Source organism: Microbacterium sp., assembly GCF_047971895.1.
GTDB lineage: Bacteria > Actinomycetota > Actinomycetes > Actinomycetales > Microbacteriaceae > Microbacterium.
The window spans coordinates 1-15,118 of the sequence record NZ_JBKEAF010000074.1 but is presented as its reverse complement, the minus strand read 5'-3'; the positions used below and the strand labels follow the sequence as shown (position 1 = coordinate 15,118).

The window sequence follows — 15,118 nt, the reverse complement described above, 5'->3', positions numbered from 1 at the left end:
CCGCCGACGTCGAAGGGTACGACGCCGCCCAGAAGGCCGCGATCCTGGCGAGTCTCGCTTTCCACACGGCGGTTCCGCTCGACGCCGTGCACCGCGAAGGCATCACCCACATCGACAAACAGATGATGGATGCCGCCAAGCACGCCGGGTTCGTCATCAAGCTCCTCGCGGTGTGCGAGCGGCTGGAAGGCGCTCCTCGCTATCCGTCCGATCCCGGAGCGCTCACGGAGGCCGAGGGCGAGTCGATCTCGGTGCGTGTCTACCCGGCTCTCGTTCCCCGCGACCACCCGCTCGCGAGCGTGCACGGCGCGAACAACGCGGTGTTCGTCGAAGCCGAAGCGGCCGGGAGCCTCATGTTCTACGGCGCCGGTGCCGGTGGTGTGCAGACCGCCTCAGCGGTGCTCGGCGACGTCGTCTCGGCTGCACGTCGGCACATCGCCGGGGGCGTCGGTGTGGGGGAGTCCACGCGGGCGAACCTGCCGGTCGTGCCGATCGGCCGGGTGACCACGAGCTACCAGATCACGCTCGAAGTCGATGACCGGCCCGGCGTGCTGGCCACCGTCGCCGGAATCCTCAGCGAGGGACGCGTATCGATCGCGACCGTGGAGCAGACCATCGTGGCCGAAGCCAACGGGCACCCGGGCCGGGCCCGCATCGTCATCGGCACCCACCGAGCCGTCGAGCAGGACCTCAGCGACACCGTCGATCGCCTCGCCGCCAGCGGCGTCGTCGACCGGGTCGTCTCGGTGCTGCGCGTGGAAGGAGACTGACATGACACATCTCTGGCGCGGAGTGCTCCGCGAATACGCCGACCGGCTGGGCGTCACCGACGCCTCGACGGTGGTCACCCTGGGAGAGGGCGGCACCCCGCTCATCCCGGCGCCCTCGCTGTCGCAGATGACGGGGGCCGATGTCCACGTCAAGTTCGAGGGAATGAACCCCACCGGATCGTTCAAGGATCGCGGGATGACGGTGGCGCTCTCGCGCGCGGTCGAACACGGCGCGAAGGCCGTCATCTGTGCCTCCACCGGCAACACGTCGGCATCCGCGGCCGCCTACGCGGCGCACGCGGGGATCACCGCCGCCGTGCTCGTGCCGGAGGGCAAGATCGCGATGGGCAAGCTCAGCCAGGCCGTGGCCCACGGCGGCACGCTCATCCAGATCCGCGGCAACTTCGACCACTGCCTCGAGATCGCCCGCGAACTCGCCGAGAACTACCCCGTGCACCTGGTCAACTCGGTCAACCCCGACCGCATCGAGGGGCAGAAGACCGCCGCCTACGAGATCGTCTCGCAGTTGGGCGATGCCCCCGACTTCCACCTGATCCCGGTCGGCAACGCCGGCAACTACACCGCCTACTCGCGTGGCTACCGCGAAGAGGTGGCGCGCGGCGCCGCCACGCGCCTGCCGCGGAGGTTCGGCGTCCAGGCGGAGGGCTCGGCGCCGCTCGTGCGCGGCGAGGTCGTCACCGACCCCGAGACGATCGCATCGGCGATCCGCATCGGCAACCCGGCGTCGTGGGAGCTCGCCCTCGAGGCCCGCGACGCGACCGACGGCTGGTTCGGCGCGATCGACGACACCCGCATCCTGGCAGCACAGAAACTCCTGGCCGCGACCGTCGGGGTGTTCGTCGAACCGGCGTCGGCCATCAGCGTCGCCGGACTGCTCGATCGCGCCGAAGCGGGCATGATCCCCGCCGGCGCGAAGATCGTGCTCACCGTCACCGGCCACGGGCTGAAGGACCCGCAGTGGGCGCTGCGCGCGGCCGACGGCAGCGACGTGCAGCCGACCGTCGTGGATGCCACCACGAGCGAGGTCGCCGCCGTGCTCGGCCTGGCACGGTCCTGACGATGCCGCCTGTGCCCGCCGGCCGCACGGTGTCCGTGCGCGTGCCCGCCACGAGCGCGAACCTCGGCCCGGGCTTTGACACGCTGGGTCTCGCCCTCAGCGTGTACGACGAGCTGACGGTGACGACGTTGCCCGAGCCGGGCCTTGCCATCCACGTGACCGGCGAGGGGGCCGGGCACGTCCCGACCGACGAATCCCATCTCGTGGTGCGTGCCATGGCGTACGCGTTCGAGGCCTTCGGGCGGCAACTCCCGGGCATCCGGTTGGTGGCTCGCAACAGCATCCCGCACGGTCGTGGCATGGGCTCCTCCGGCGCGGCGGTCGTCGCGGGTCTGCTGGCGGCGAAGGGTCTGCTCGAGGACGACGTCGCGATCGGCGACGGCACCCTGCTGCGCCTGGCCACCGAGCTGGAGGGTCACCCCGACAACGTCGCGCCCGCGCTGTTCGGCGGACTGACCATCGCGTGGATGGGCGACGACGGCCCGCAGTCCAAGAAGCTGCAGGTGCACCGCGGTGTCTCGCCGCTGGTGTTCGTCCCGGACTTCACGATGTCCACGAGCGTGGCGCGGGGGCTGGCACCCGCGCAGGTCACGCGCGAGGATGCCGTCTTCAACGTGTCGCGGTCCGCGCTGCTCATCGCCGCGCTGACGCAGAGCCCGGAACTGCTCCTGGCCGCCACCGAGGACAAACTCCACCAGTCGTACCGCGCCGCGGCGATGCCCGCGACCGACGCGCTGGTGCGCGCGCTGCGCGCCGAGGGGCTTGCGGCGGTCGTGTCCGGAGCGGGGCCGAGCGTCCTGGTGCTGGCCGACGGGCCGGGGCAGCGGCTGGTGGCCGCGCAGATCGCCGCGGACCTGACCGACACCCCCTGGCAACCGCTCATGCTGGCCGTTGACGTCAGGGGTGGTACAGTAAAAAACGACATGGGGGGTTCCACGCCGTAAGCGTGAATCTGGCCTCCATCGCACATCTGCGAACCACTGCATAACCACCCGCTCCCGCATCCGGACCGACGCCCGGGTGTCCGCGAGCATCCGGTCGGCGTCGGGTGGACGACGCCACTGCGGTGTGAACGTATCCACCGTTTCCACGAAGGAGAACTCATGGAGTCCATCTCCGATACCCAGTCCGACAGTGCGGAAGCCCCGGTCATCGAGGCTCCCGTCAGCGACGCCAAGGGCACCGCCGCCCCGGCTGCGGAGTCCGCCGAGACGCCCGAGCCGGCGAAGGCGCCGCGCAAGCGTGCACCCCGCCGGGCCAAGAGCACCGACGCGGCCGACGCGGCGACCGAAGCGCCGGCTGAGACGGCGGCCGAGGCGGCCGAGCCCGCTCCCGTGAAGAAGACGCGCAGCCGGGCCAAGAAGCCCGCCGAGACGGCCGACGCCGGGGACGATGCCCCGTCCGCCTCCGACGCGAAGCCCACCGGCGGCGCGACCTCTGCCGATGACGCAACCAGTGCCGGCAAGGCCAAGAGCTCCGATGCCGCCAAGGATGCCGATGCCGCCGCGCCGTCTACGTCCGACGAGGGCGAGTCGCCGAAGAGCACGAGCGGCCGGGCCTCGTCGAAGGCGAGCACGTCCGCCGCCGACCCGGCCCCGGACCAGCCGGCCGCCGAGTCGTCGTCGGCGGATGCCGGCACCGAGGTCGCGAAGGATGCCGCGGACGGCGGCTCGGACGACAAGTCCGACGGCGAGCCGGCCAGCCGCAGTCGCAGTCGCAACCGCAACCGCAACCGCAACCGCAACAAGGGCGACGGCGGCCAGAACCAGGGTGGCCAGAGTCAGGGCGGTCAGAACCAGGGCGGCAACCAGAACCAGGGCGATCAGAACCAGGGTGCCGGCCGGCAGCGCAACAAGCGCCGCGGTCAGGGACCGAACGACGAGTTCGAGACCGAGATCGGGGAGGACGACGTCCTGATCCCGATCGCCGGCATCCTCGACGTGCTCGACAACTACGCGTTCGTGCGTACGAGCGGCTACCTGCCTGGCCCGAGCGATGTCTACGTGTCGCTCGGTCAGGTGAAGAAGTACAACCTGCGCAAGGGCGACGCCGTGGTCGGCGCCATCAAGCAGCCGCGCGAGGGCGAGCAGTCGGGGCGCCAGAAGTACAACGCGCTCGTGAAGGTCGACGCGGTCAACGGCCAGTCGGTCGAAGACGCCGAAGGGCGCGTGGAGTTCAGCACGCTCACGCCGCTGTACCCGCAGGATCGGCTGCGTCTGGAGACCGTTCCGGAAAAGCTCACGCAGCGCATCATCGACCTGGTCGCTCCCATCGGCAAGGGGCAGCGAGGCCTGATCGTCGCGCCGCCGAAGGCCGGCAAGACCATCGTGCTGCAGCAGATCGCCAACGCGATCGCCACCAACAACCCGGAAGTGCATCTCATGGTCGTGCTCGTCGACGAGCGACCCGAAGAGGTCACCGACATGCAGCGCAGCGTCAAGGGCGAGGTCGTGGCCTCGACGTTCGACCGGCCCGCCGAAGACCACACGACGGTCGCCGAACTCGCCATCGAGCGCGCGAAGCGTCTGGTCGAGCTGGGGCGCGACGTCGTGGTCCTGCTCGACTCGATCACCCGCCTCGGCCGTGCCTACAACGTGTCGGCTCCCACGTCGGGCCGCGTGCTCTCCGGCGGCGTCGACGCGTCGGCGCTGTACCCGCCGAAGAAGTTCTTCGGCGCCGCGCGCAACATCGAGAACGGCGGGTCGCTCACGATCCTCGCCACGGCGCTCGTGGAGACCGGTTCCAAGATGGACGACGTGATCTTCGAGGAGTTCAAGGGCACCGGCAACAGCGAGCTTCGACTGAACCGCCAGCTCGCCGACAAGCGGATCTTCCCCGCCGTCGACATCAACGCGTCCTCGACGCGCCGCGAGGAGATGCTGCTGTCGCCGGACGAGGTGAAGATCACCTGGAAGCTGCGGCGCGCGCTGGCGGGGCTCGACCCGCAGCAGGCGCTGGAGGTCGTGCTCGGCAAGCTCAAAGAGACGCAGTCCAACGTCGAGTTCCTGGTGCAGATGCAGAAGTCGATCCCGACGCCCACGCACGAGGGCGGCACGAACGGGCACGACAACAGCATCCGCTGACCGTGTTCGAGTCGGTCCAGTCGCTGGTCGACGAGCACCGCGCGGTGCAGGAGGAACTCTCCGATCCGGCGGTGCACGCCGATCCGGCGCGTGCCAAGCGCGTCAACCGCCGGTACGCGGAGCTGTCGAAGATCGTCGCCGCCTACGACGCGTGGACGAACGCGTCCGGTGACCTCGACGCGGCGCGCGAGCTCGCCGCGGAAGACGACGCGTTCGCGCGTGAAGTGCCCGTGCTGGAGGAGGGCCTTGAGGCCGCCCAGGAACGGTTGCGGCGCCTGCTGATTCCTCGCGACCCCGACGATGCCCGTGACGTGATCATGGAGATCAAGGCGGGGGAGGGGGGCGCGGAGTCCGCACTGTTCGCCGCCGACTTGCTGCGGATGTACCTGCAGTACGCCGCCGCGAAGGGCTGGAAGACCGAACTGTTGGAGCGCACCGAGTCCGACCTGGGCGGCTACAAGGACGTGCAGGTCGCGATCAAGGGCGTCTCCAGCGACCCGGCGCAGGGGGTGTGGGCGCACCTGAAGTACGAGGGGGGTGTGCACCGGGTGCAGCGGGTGCCGGCGACCGAGTCGCAGGGCCGCATCCACACTTCGACGACGGGCGTGCTCGTCTTTCCCGAGGTCGATGAGCCCGAAGAGATCCACATCGACCCGAACGACCTGAAGATCGACGTGTACCGGTCGTCCGGCCCCGGCGGTCAGTCGGTGAACACCACCGACTCGGCGGTGCGCATCACGCACGTGCCCACGGGGATCGTCGTGTCGATGCAGAACGAGAAGTCGCAGCTGCAGAACCGTGAGGCGGGAATGCGCGTGCTGCGCGCGCGGCTGCTGGCCAAGCAGCAAGAGGAACGGGATGCCGCTGCATCCGATGCCCGTCGCTCTCAGATCCGCGGCATGGACCGCTCCGAGCGCATCCGCACGTACAACTTTCCCGAGAACCGCATCGCCGACCACCGCACCGGATACAAGGCGTACAACCTCGACCAGGTGATGGACGGCGCGCTCGATCCGATCGTCGAATCGGCGATCGCCGCCGACGAGGAGGAGCGGCTGGCGGCACTCAGCGACCGATGAGGCATGGTGCCGCGGCGCGGAGAGGCGCTACGATCCAGCCATGGTCATGTTCCTCATTCGTACGCTGATCTTCCTCGCATCCGCGGCGATCGGCCTCCTCGTCGCGAGCTGGATCCTGCCCGGTTTCCACATCGACTGGAGCCACTGGTGGGGTTTCCTCCTCGCGATCGTCATCTTCGCGGTGCTGCAGAGCATCCTCACGCCGTGGCTCACCAAGGTCGCCCGCGACAAGGCCTCGTGGCTCCTCGGCGGCATCGGCATCGTGTCGACGTTCATCGCACTCGTGGTGGTGGTGGTCATCCCGGGTGCGGGCATCGGCATCGGCGCACCGTGGTGGACGTGGATCCTCGCCCCCGTCGTCGTATGGATCTTCACGGCGCTCGCGACCTGGCTGCTGCCGGCGATCTTCATCAAGAAGAAGGCGGAGGAGCGGCGCTCTTAGATCTGATAGTCGGGGGCCATCAGCAGCGCCCGCGTGTCCTCGCCCGTGCGCTTGGCGCGGGGCTTGGCGGGCACGCCGACGAGTACGGAGTCGGCCGCGCAGTCCTTCGTGACCACGGCGTTGGCGCCGACCGCCGTGCGCGCCCCGATCACGACGGGGCCGAGGATCTTCGCCCCCGCGCCGACGGCGACCCCGTTCTCGAGGGTGGGATGCCGCTTCCCGCCGTCGAGCATCCGCCCGCCGAGGGTGACCCCGTGGTAGAGCATGACGTCATCGCCGATCTCGGCGGTCTCGCCGATCACGACCCCCATGCCGTGGTCGATGAAGAACCGTCGTCCGATGATCGCACCGGGATGGATCTCGATGCCGGTGAGCCACCGAGTGATCTGCGATCCGGCGCGCGCGAGGAACCGCCGCCGCCGCCGCCACAGAGCGTGCCACACGCGATGAGCCCACAGCGCATGCAGCCCGGGGTAGAGCAGCGCGACCTCGACCCCGCCGCGCGCCGCCGGGTCACGCAGCCTGGCGGCGGCGAGGTCCTCGCGCACGTAGGCCCAGAAGCTCATCTCAGTCCTCGCGCAGGTCCTCGAACAGCGCGGTCGTGAGGTAGCGCTCGCCGGTGTCGGGCACGACCACGACGATCGTCTTCCCCGCGTTCTCCGGACGCTTGGCCACCTCGAGGGCGGCCCAGACGGCGGCACCGGCCGACATCCCGACGAGCAGGCCCTCCTTCGCCGCGAGCTCCCGCGAAACCCGCAGGGCGTCGTCGAACTCGACGGGGACGACCTCATCGAGGATCTCGCGGTCGAGCACCGGGGGCACGAAGTTCGGCCCGATCCCCTGGATCTTGTGCGGGCCGGGGGTCCCCTCGCTGAGCACCGGCGAGTCCTTGGGCTCCACGGCGACGACACGCACACCGGGCACCTTCTCCTTGAGCACCTGGCCGACGCCGGTGATCGTGCCGCCGGTGCCGATGCCCGCCACGAAGATGTCGACCTTCCCGTCGGTGTCGCGCAGGATCTCCTCTGCCGTGGTGCGGCGGTGGATCGCCGGGTTCGCCTCGTTCTCGAACTGGCGCACCAGCACCGCGCCCGGCGTCTCCGCGGCGATCTTCTGCGCTACCGCGATCGCCTCGGACATGCCCTTGGTCGGGTCGGTGAGCACGAGCTCCGCACCGAAGGCCTTCAGCAGCATGCGGCGCTCCTTCGACATGGAGGCCGGCATGGTGAGCACGACACGGTAGCCGCGGGCGGCGCCGACCATCGCCAGCGCGATGCCGGTGTTGCCGCTGGTGGACTCGACGATCGTGCCCCCGGGGCGCAGCTCGCCCGATGCTTCGGCGGCGTCGACCAGGGCGATGCCCAGGCGGTCCTTGACACTCGATGCGGGGTTGTAGAACTCGAGCTTTGCGACGACGGTGGCGTCGACGCCCTCGGTCACGCGGTTGAGGCGCACGAGCGGGGTGTTGCCGAATGCGGTGGTGATGTCGGAGTGGATGCCGGACATGGAATGCCTTTCGAGAAGCCTATGCAACGCGGAACAAGCCTAAGCGCGCGGGCATTCCCGCGGGAGATTGTGACAATGGGGGAATGGATGCCTCCCCCTCGCTGCGCGACGCGATCGCCCGTGCCGCCGACCAGCTCGCCCTAGCGGGTGTGCCCGACCCCGTCGTCGACGCGGAGCTGCTTGCCTGCCACGTGCTGCACCTCGACCGCGGCGAGCTGATGGCCGCCGCGGTGCGGGGCGCCTCGCTCGGCGCAGACGACTCCGCGGCATACGACGCCGTGGTCTCTCGTCGCACCACACGCGAGCCGCTGCAGCACATCACCGGCACCGCGCCGTTCCGGCACCTCACACTGCGGGTCGGGCCCGGGGTGTTCGTGCCGCGGCCGGAGACCGAGGTCGTCGCCCAGCTGGCCATCGATGCACTGCAGGCCGCGGCATCCGACTCTCCCATCGCCGTCGACCTCGGCACCGGCAGCGGCGCGCTCGCCCTCGCGCTGGCGACCGAGGTCCCGCACGCACGCGTGTATGCGGCAGAGCTGTCGCCGGCGGCCCACAGCTGGGCGCGCGAGAACTTCGCCGCGGTGGACGCGGCCAACGCGACGCTGCGGCTGGCCGACCTCGCCGACGCGTTCCCCGAGCTCGACGGGCGGGTCAGCGTCGTCGTCTCGAACCCGCCGTACGTGCCCGACGATGCCATCCCGCGCGACCCCGAGGTGCAGCGGTACGACCCGCCGCTCGCCCTGTACGGCGGACCGGACGGGCTCGACGCGGTGCGCGTGCTCAGCCGCGCCGCGGGGCGGCTGCTGCGGCCGGGGGGAGTGCTCGTCATCGAGCACGGCGAATGGCAGGGTGAGCCGGTGCGTGCCCTGTTGGGCGCCGACGGCTGGCGCGCGACGGCCACGCATCCCGACCTCACGATGCGCGATCGCGCCACCACCGCGCTGCATCCGTGAGCAGGAGGCGGACGCGCCCGCACCGTAGACTGGTGCGGTCATGTCCCCCCTCTTCGAGTGTCGCGACGAGGCGCAGCTGCTGGCCGGCATACGCCATGCCCGCCAGGCCATCGCCCGCGGCGAGCTGGTGGTGCTGCCCACCGACACCGTCTACGGGGTCGCTGCCGACGCGTTCTCTCCCGCGGCGGTGCAGCGGCTGCTCGACGCGAAGGGGCGCAGCCGCCAGTCGCCGCCGCCCGTGCTCGTGCCGTCGGTGACGACCCTCGAGGCGCTCGTCGAGTCGGTTCCCGACCCGGTGCGCGCGCTCGTCGACCGCTTCTGGCCCGGGGCGCTGACGATCGTGCTGCCCGCGCACCCGTCGCTGTCGTGGGACCTCGGCGAGACCCGTGGCACCGTGGCGGTGCGCATGCCCGACCATCGACGGGCACTCGCACTGCTGGAGGAGACCGGGCCGCTGGCCGTCTCGAGCGCGAACCTCACCGGCAAGACCGCCGCCATCACCGCGGACAGTGCCCGCGACATGCTGGGCGAGAGCGTCGCGGTGTACCTCGACGACGGGCCGCCCGAGACGGGGCTCGCCTCGACGATCATCGACGCCACGAGCCTGGTCACCGAGACCGACCCGGCGGTGCGCGTGCTGCGCGACGGCGCCGTCTCACGCGCGCAGCTGCGCGAGGTGCTGGGCGACCTGCTCGAGGCCGATCCGCCGGGGCGCGCGTGAGGCAGTACGTCTTCACGATCCTCTTCACCGCCACGATCGCACTGGTGCTGTCGTGGGCGGTGTGGCGGCTCAGTCTGCGCTTCAAGCTCTACCCGGGCATCCGCGAGCGCGATGTGCACAAGACGCCGACCCCGCGGCTCGGCGGGGTCGCCATGTACCTGGCGATTCTTGCCGCGTTCGCCGTCTCGGCGGCGATCCCGTACTTCGCGATCATCTGGGACGACCCGGCGACGATGTACGCGATCATCGGGGCCACCACGCTCATCGTGCTCGTCGGCATCGCCGACGACCTGTGGGACCTCGACTGGATGATCAAGATCGGCGCGCAGTTCGCCGCCGCCGGGATCATCGCCTGGTTCGGCGGGCTGCAGATCCTCTCGCTGCCGATCGGCGGCATGACGGTGGTCTCGAGCTGGCTGAGCATCACGCTCACGCTGTTCGCGCTGGTGGTCGTCATGAACGCCGTGAACTTCATCGACGGTCTCGACGGTCTCGTCGCCGGGGTGTGCCTCATCGCCAACGGCATCTTCTTCGTGTACTCCTACCTTCTCGTGCGCGACACCGGTGCCTCGTCGTACTTCAACCTCGCCTCGTTCATCGCCGCCGTGCTCATCGGTGCGTGCCTCGGGTTCCTTCCGCTGAACTGGAGCCCGGCGAAGCTGTTCATGGGCGACTCGGGCGCGCTCGTGCTGGGGCTGCTGATGGCGACCTCGGCCATCGCGATCACCGGCCAGATCGACCCCGCCGTCATCGATCAGCCCGACCGACTCGGCCGCTCGCAGCTGCTGTCGGCATTCGTGCCGATCCTGCTGCCGGTGGTCATCGTGCTGCTGCCACTGGTCGACTTCGGGCTCGCCGTGATCCGCCGCATGGGTGCGGGCACGTCGCCGTTCACACCGGACCGCAAGCATCTGCACCATCGCATGCTCGACATGGGGCACTCCGATCGCGGCGCCGTGCTCATCTTCTACGCGTGGACCTTCATCGTGGGGCTCGCCATGCTGCTGCTGTACGTATTCTCGGTCTACATCACCCCGGGCGAGTACTGGCCCGGCATCGTCTTCGGCGGCATCGGCATCATCGCCTGTCTCGTCGTCACCTTCCTGCCCGCCGCCCGCCGCCGCAGTGCGGCAGGCACCCGCCTCCTGGAGCCCTCATCATGACCGCGCCCCGTTCCGCCAGCTCGACCATCATGCGCATGACCCTCGCGTGGTGCGGCATCGTCACCACGATCCTCGCCGTCCTCGGCGCCCTGTTCGGGTACCTGTATGCGGGCATCGACGGACTGTGGAGCGCGCTGGTCGGGGTCGTGCTCGCGGCGGTCTTCCTCGGCATGACGGCGCTGAGCATCCTGATCGCCGGGCGCGCGCAGGGGCCTGACCAGCTCACGCTCTTCTTCGGCATCGTCGTGGGGGCGTGGATCCTCAAGCTCATCATCTTCGTCGTCGTGATGCTGCTGCTGCGCGGGCAGCCGTGGATCGAGGGCACCGTGTTCCTGGTCGCGGTCATCGTGAGCGTGCTCGCCTCGCTCGTCGTCGACGCCGTCGTTCTCTCGAAGGCACGGGTGCCGTACACCGGTGATGTGGCTCTCCCGGAGTCCTCCGAGGGCGGCGCGCACGGCCCGGGGCGTTCCTGACCCCCCGAAAACCTTGATAGGGTTTATTCCGTCGCCGGCTGTAGAGTTCGTGCGCCTCCCATGAGGACATCCGAGCCCCAGCGGTCCGACATCCCAGAGACCCGTCGTCGCACCGAGTGCATCGGTGCCCGAAGCCGGAGCCCACGCTGTTCACTCACATCGCCTCCCAGATCGTCAGTGTCGCCGCGAGCGATGACGGCGAGTTCCACGGTCCGTCGCTGGCAGAGTTCTTCCCGCCGGCAGTCCTGTTCGAGGGCACGCCGTTCGAGCTGAACCGGATCATGCTGATCCGCCTGCTGGTCTGTGCGGTCCTGATCATCTGGATGATCCTGGCCACGCGCCGCATGCGCGTCATCCCGGGGCGCGGGCAGGTCATCAACGAGTTCCTCTTCGGCTTTGTGCGCAACGGGATCGTGATCGAGACCCTGGGCGAGAAGGACGGCCGCCGCTTCATGGCGCCGCTCATGACGATGTTCTTCCTCACACTGGGGCTGAACATCACCGGCGTCATCCCGTTCCTCAACATCGCCGGCACCTCGGTGATCGGCACGCCGCTGCTGATGGCGGTCGTCTCGTACGTGCTCTTCATCTACGCCGGCATCAAGAAGCACGGCGCGGGCGGCTACTTCCGCACGTCGCTGTTCCCGGCCGGGGTGCCGTGGCCGCTGTACATCGTCGTCGCGCCGATCGAGTTCGTCTCGACCTTCATCCTGCGCCCGGTCACCCTGACCCTGCGACTGCTCATGAACATGGTCGCGGGCCACCTGCTGCTGGTGCTCTGCTTCGCGGCCACCCAGTTCTTCTTCGTCACCGTCCTGTTCAACCAGGCCAACCTGATGGGTCTGCTGGGTATCGGCACCCTCGCCTTCGGCGCGATCTTCACGCTCTTCGAGATCCTCGTCGCCGTCCTGCAGGCCTACGTCTTCACCTTCCTCGCAACCGTGTACATCCAGCTGTCTCTGGCAGACGAGCACTGAGTCGTCTCGTCGGAAACTCCATCAGAAAGAAAAGGAACCCTTGTGAACATCGTCGGATACCTCGTTCCCATCGCGTTCGGTCTCGCGTCGATCGGCTCTGCCATCGGCGTGGGTTACGTCGTGGGCAAGACCATCGAGGCCGTCGCGCGTCAGCCCGAACTCCAGGGCCGCCTGACCAGCCTCATGTTCATCGGCATCGCCTTCACCGAAGCGCTGGCCTTCATCGCGATCGCAACGGGCTTCATCCCGTTCACCGCACCGGCTTGATCCACCCTCGTCAGTGAAGGAGGTCGGGATGCTGGTATCAGCAGTCCTTGCCGCGGAGGAAGCGCACAATCCGCTGATTCCGGCCTGGTACGACATCATCTGGTCCGCGGTGGTCTTCGTCCCGCTCGCGCTGGTGATCGTGTTCGTCGTCGTTCCGCGGCTCAACCGGGTGCTCGACGCCCGCCGCGACGCCATCGAGGGCGGCATCATGCGCGCCGAAGAGGCCAAGGCAGAGGCGGCCGCTGCGCTCGAGCAGTACACCGCCAAGCTCGCCGACGCCCGCGGTGAGGCCGCCGGCATCCGCGATGCGGCGCGTGCCGACGGTGCGAAGATCGTCGCCGAGGCGAAGGAGACCGCGCAGGCCGAGGCCGCGCGCATCTCAGCCAGTGCCCAGGCCCAGATCGAGGCCGAGCGCCAGTCGACGTTCGTCTCGCTGCGCAACGAGGTCGGCTCGCTCGCCCTCGACCTCGCCGGCGGCGTCGTCGGCGAGACGCTCTCGGACGACGCACGCGCTCAGGCCGTCGTCGACCGTTTCCTCGCCGAGCTGGAAGCCTCCGAGACCGCAGCGGCGGGGGAGGCGGCGACGTAATGGGCAGCGCGACCACTCAGGCGCTCGCAGCCACGAGGACGGCCCTGGACGCCACCCCCGGAGTCGATCTCGACACCGCCGGCGAGCTGTTCGCCGTGGCCCGGCTCGTGGGCGAATCCGCGCAGCTGAGCGGCGCGCTGGCCGATCCCGCAGCCTCCGTCGAGGCCCGCCGGGGCGTTGTGGCCGAGGTGTTCGGCAGCCGGCTGTCGGACGCCTCCGTCGCGCTGGTCGGCACCGCCGCGGAGCAGCGCTGGTCGCGCGTGCAGGACTTCGTCGACGGCATCGAGACGCTCGCCGTGCGTGCGACCGCCGTCGCCGCGGGGGGAGACGATATCGAGGGCGAGCTGTTCGAGCTCACCCGCGTCGTCGCGGCGAACCCCGAGCTCGAGCTGGCGCTGGGCAGCCGTCTGGGCGATCCGTCGGCGAAGGGCAAGCTCGTCGCCACGATCCTCGCCGGCCGGGCGAGTGCGGCCACGACGCTCATCGTGTCGTCGCTGGTGCGTCAGCCCGGTGACCGGCGGGTGCGTCAGCTGCTCGGGCAGGCGATCCGCATCGTCAGCGACCAGCGCGGCAAGAGCGTCGCCACCGTCACTGCGTCGACGCCGCTCAGCGATGCACAGACGCGGCGGCTGGCCGAGCTTCTCGGCAACAGGTACGGGCGGGATGTCTCGCTCAACACGGTGATCGATCCCACTCTCGTCGGCGGACTGCGCGTGCAGCTCGGCGACGACGTGATCGACGGAAGCATCTCCGGCCGCCTGGCAGACCTGCGCCAGCGCCTCGCCGGCTGAACTCAACAACTCCTCTCAGCAAAGGGAAGACAATGGCAGAACTTTCGATCAGTCCCGACGTCATCCGTGACGCCCTGCGGGACTTCGTCGCGGCCTATGAGCCCACCGGCGCGGCGGCGACCGAGGTCGGCACCGTCATCGACGCGGCCGACGGGATTGCGCACGTCGAGGGTCTCCCCGGCGCTATGGCGAACGAGCTCCTCACGTTCGACGACGGTACGCAGGGCCTTGCGCTGAACCTCGACGAGAACGAGATCGGCGTCGTCGTGCTCGGCGACTTCGCCGGCATCGAGGCCGGCCAGCAGGTGCGCCGCACCGGCGAGGTGCTCTCGGTGCCCGTCGGCGACGGCTACCTGGGCCGCGTTGTCGACCCGCTGGGCAACCCGATCGACGGCCAGGGCACGATCGCCTCCGAGGGGCGTCGAGCCCTCGAGCTGCAGGCCCCCGGCGTGATGCAGCGCAAGAGCGTGCACGAGCCGCTGCAGACGGGCATCAAGGCGATCGACGCGATGATCCCGGTCGGCCGCGGCCAGCGCCAGCTGATCATCGGCGACCGTCAGACGGGCAAGACGGCCCTCGCGATCGACACGATCATCAACCAGAAGGACAACTGGGCGTCGGGCGACCCGACCAAGCAGGTGCGCTGCATCTATGTGGCGATCGGCCAGAAGGGCTCGACGATCGCGTCCGTGAAGGGTGCGCTCGAGGACGCCGGCGCGATGGAGTACACGACGATCGTCGCCGCCCCCGCCTCCGACCCGGCCGGCTTCAAGTACCTGGCGCCGTACACGGGATCGGCCATCGGCCAGCACTGGATGTACGACGGCAAGCACGTCCTGATCATCTTCGACGACCTGTCGAAGCAGGCCGAAGCCTACCGCGCCGTGTCGCTGCTGCTGCGCCGCCCACCGGGGCGTGAGGCCTACCCGGGTGATGTCTTCTACCTGCACTCGCGTCTGCTCGAGCGCTGCGCGAAGCTCTCGGACGACCTCGGTGCCGGCTCGATGACGGGTCTTCCCATCATCGAAACCAAGGCCAACGACGTGTCGGCCTACATCCCGACCAACGTGATCTCGATCACGGACGGCCAGATCTTCCTGCAGTCCGACCTGTTCAACGCGAACCAGCGCCCCGCCGTGGACGTCGGCATCTCGGTCTCGCGCGTCGGCGGCGACGCCCAGGTCAAGTCGATCAAGAAGGTGTCGGGAACGCTCAAGCTCGAACTG

17 protein-coding genes are annotated in these 15,118 nt (G+C 69.5%); 15 read left to right on the top strand and 2 right to left on the bottom strand.

The window, feature by feature from the left end; genetic code table 11:
• From ACK5IN_RS05975 to ACK5IN_RS05950, 6 genes are all read left to right on the top strand, one after another.
• Positions 1–770: homoserine dehydrogenase (locus ACK5IN_RS05975; protein ID WP_416895289.1), on the top strand; the 770-nt coding region annotated here is incomplete at its 5' end.
• A 1-nt stretch (position 771) separates the two neighbouring features.
• Positions 772–1,848 carry a threonine synthase gene (gene thrC, locus ACK5IN_RS05970; protein ID WP_416895288.1) on the top strand — a complete coding sequence of 359 codons (1,077 nt, stop codon included), beginning with the start codon at positions 772–774 and terminating at the stop codon, positions 1,846–1,848.
• Positions 1,849–1,850: 2 nt separating this feature from the next.
• Positions 1,851–2,792 (top strand): homoserine kinase, encoded by a 942-nt coding sequence (thrB, locus tag ACK5IN_RS05965; RefSeq protein WP_416889913.1) that lies wholly within the window; start codon positions 1,851–1,853, stop codon positions 2,790–2,792.
• Between the two features lie 24 nt (positions 2,793–2,816).
• Positions 2,817–4,931: a transcription termination factor Rho gene (rho, locus tag ACK5IN_RS05960; RefSeq protein WP_416895290.1), complete on the top strand. Its 2,115-nt coding sequence runs from the start codon at positions 2,817–2,819 to the stop codon at positions 4,929–4,931.
• 2 nt (positions 4,932–4,933) lie between these two features.
• Entirely contained in the window at positions 4,934–6,010 is a 1,077-nt protein-coding gene (prfA, locus tag ACK5IN_RS05955; protein ID WP_416895287.1) for a peptide chain release factor 1, read from the top strand.
• Between the two features lie 40 nt (positions 6,011–6,050).
• Positions 6,051–6,452, top strand: coding sequence for a hypothetical protein (locus ACK5IN_RS05950; protein ID WP_416895286.1), 402 nt, complete (start codon positions 6,051–6,053; stop codon positions 6,450–6,452).
• Here ACK5IN_RS05950 and epsC read toward each other — a convergent pair.
• Both epsC and cysK read right to left on the bottom strand, forming a co-directional pair.
• The gene (gene epsC, locus ACK5IN_RS05945; RefSeq protein ID WP_416895285.1) at positions 6,449–7,018 is read right to left on the bottom strand and encodes a serine O-acetyltransferase EpsC; all 570 of its coding nucleotides are present in this window, start codon (positions 7,016–7,018) and stop codon (positions 6,449–6,451) included. The two genes, ACK5IN_RS05950 and epsC, sit on opposite strands and share 4 nt — an antisense overlap.
• Before the next feature lies 1 nt (position 7,019).
• Complete coding sequence (cysK, locus tag ACK5IN_RS05940) at positions 7,020–7,958, bottom strand: cysteine synthase A (protein ID WP_416895284.1); 939 nt, start codon at positions 7,956–7,958, stop codon at positions 7,020–7,022.
• 83 nt (positions 7,959–8,041) lie between these two features.
• Between cysK and prmC the strand changes: the two genes are divergently transcribed.
• The 9 genes from prmC to atpA all read left to right on the top strand — a co-directional run.
• Positions 8,042–8,911, top strand: coding sequence for a peptide chain release factor N(5)-glutamine methyltransferase (gene prmC, locus ACK5IN_RS05935; protein WP_416895283.1), 870 nt, complete (start codon positions 8,042–8,044; stop codon positions 8,909–8,911).
• A 40-nt stretch (positions 8,912–8,951) separates the two neighbouring features.
• A complete protein-coding gene (locus ACK5IN_RS05930; protein WP_416895282.1) occupies positions 8,952–9,632 on the top strand; it encodes an L-threonylcarbamoyladenylate synthase in 681 nt (226 codons plus the stop codon).
• Positions 9,629–10,795: an MraY family glycosyltransferase gene (locus ACK5IN_RS05925; RefSeq protein ID WP_416895281.1), complete on the top strand. Its 1,167-nt coding sequence runs from the start codon at positions 9,629–9,631 to the stop codon at positions 10,793–10,795. The genes ACK5IN_RS05930 and ACK5IN_RS05925 overlap by 4 nt, the downstream gene beginning before the upstream one ends.
• Positions 10,796–10,830: 35 nt before the next feature.
• Positions 10,831–11,268 carry a hypothetical protein gene (locus tag ACK5IN_RS05920; RefSeq protein WP_416895280.1) on the top strand — a complete coding sequence of 146 codons (438 nt, stop codon included), beginning with the start codon at positions 10,831–10,833 and terminating at the stop codon, positions 11,266–11,268.
• 116 nt (positions 11,269–11,384) lie between these two features.
• Entirely contained in the window at positions 11,385–12,245 is an 861-nt protein-coding gene (atpB, locus tag ACK5IN_RS05915; protein ID WP_416895279.1) for a F0F1 ATP synthase subunit A, read from the top strand.
• Between the two features lie 42 nt (positions 12,246–12,287).
• Positions 12,288–12,512 (top strand): ATP synthase F0 subunit C, encoded by a 225-nt coding sequence (atpE, locus tag ACK5IN_RS05910; RefSeq protein WP_416895278.1) that lies wholly within the window; start codon positions 12,288–12,290, stop codon positions 12,510–12,512.
• A gap of 28 nt (positions 12,513–12,540) precedes the next feature.
• The gene (locus ACK5IN_RS05905) at positions 12,541–13,101 is read left to right on the top strand and encodes a F0F1 ATP synthase subunit B (protein WP_416895277.1); all 561 of its coding nucleotides are present in this window, start codon (positions 12,541–12,543) and stop codon (positions 13,099–13,101) included.
• Positions 13,101–13,892: a F0F1 ATP synthase subunit delta gene (locus ACK5IN_RS05900; RefSeq protein ID WP_416895276.1), complete on the top strand. Its 792-nt coding sequence runs from the start codon at positions 13,101–13,103 to the stop codon at positions 13,890–13,892. Before ACK5IN_RS05905 ends, ACK5IN_RS05900 begins: the two co-directional genes overlap by 1 nt.
• A 32-nt stretch (positions 13,893–13,924) precedes the next feature.
• Positions 13,925–15,118 (top strand): F0F1 ATP synthase subunit alpha (atpA, locus tag ACK5IN_RS05895; protein ID WP_416895275.1); only part of this gene is annotated, 1,194 nt, incomplete at its 3' end.

Coding starts and splice junctions, on each gene's coding strand:
- thrC (WP_416895288.1), top strand. CDS start 772: ATGACACATCTCTGGCGCGGAGTGCTCCGCGAATACGCCGACCGGCTG.
- thrB (WP_416889913.1), top strand. CDS start 1,851: ATGCCGCCTGTGCCCGCCGGCCGCACGGTGTCCGTGCGCGTGCCCGCC.
- ACK5IN_RS05950 (WP_416895286.1), top strand. CDS start 6,051: ATGGTCATGTTCCTCATTCGTACGCTGATCTTCCTCGCATCCGCGGCG.
- epsC (WP_416895285.1), bottom strand. CDS start 7,018: ATGAGCTTCTGGGCCTACGTGCGCGAGGACCTCGCCGCCGCCAGGCTG.
- cysK (WP_416895284.1), bottom strand. CDS start 7,958: ATGTCCGGCATCCACTCCGACATCACCACCGCATTCGGCAACACCCCG.
- prmC (WP_416895283.1), top strand. CDS start 8,042: ATGGATGCCTCCCCCTCGCTGCGCGACGCGATCGCCCGTGCCGCCGAC.
- ACK5IN_RS05930 (WP_416895282.1), top strand. CDS start 8,952: ATGTCCCCCCTCTTCGAGTGTCGCGACGAGGCGCAGCTGCTGGCCGGC.
- ACK5IN_RS05920 (WP_416895280.1), top strand. CDS start 10,831: ATGACCCTCGCGTGGTGCGGCATCGTCACCACGATCCTCGCCGTCCTC.
- ACK5IN_RS05905 (WP_416895277.1), top strand. CDS start 12,541: ATGCTGGTATCAGCAGTCCTTGCCGCGGAGGAAGCGCACAATCCGCTG.
- ACK5IN_RS05900 (WP_416895276.1), top strand. CDS start 13,101: ATGGGCAGCGCGACCACTCAGGCGCTCGCAGCCACGAGGACGGCCCTG.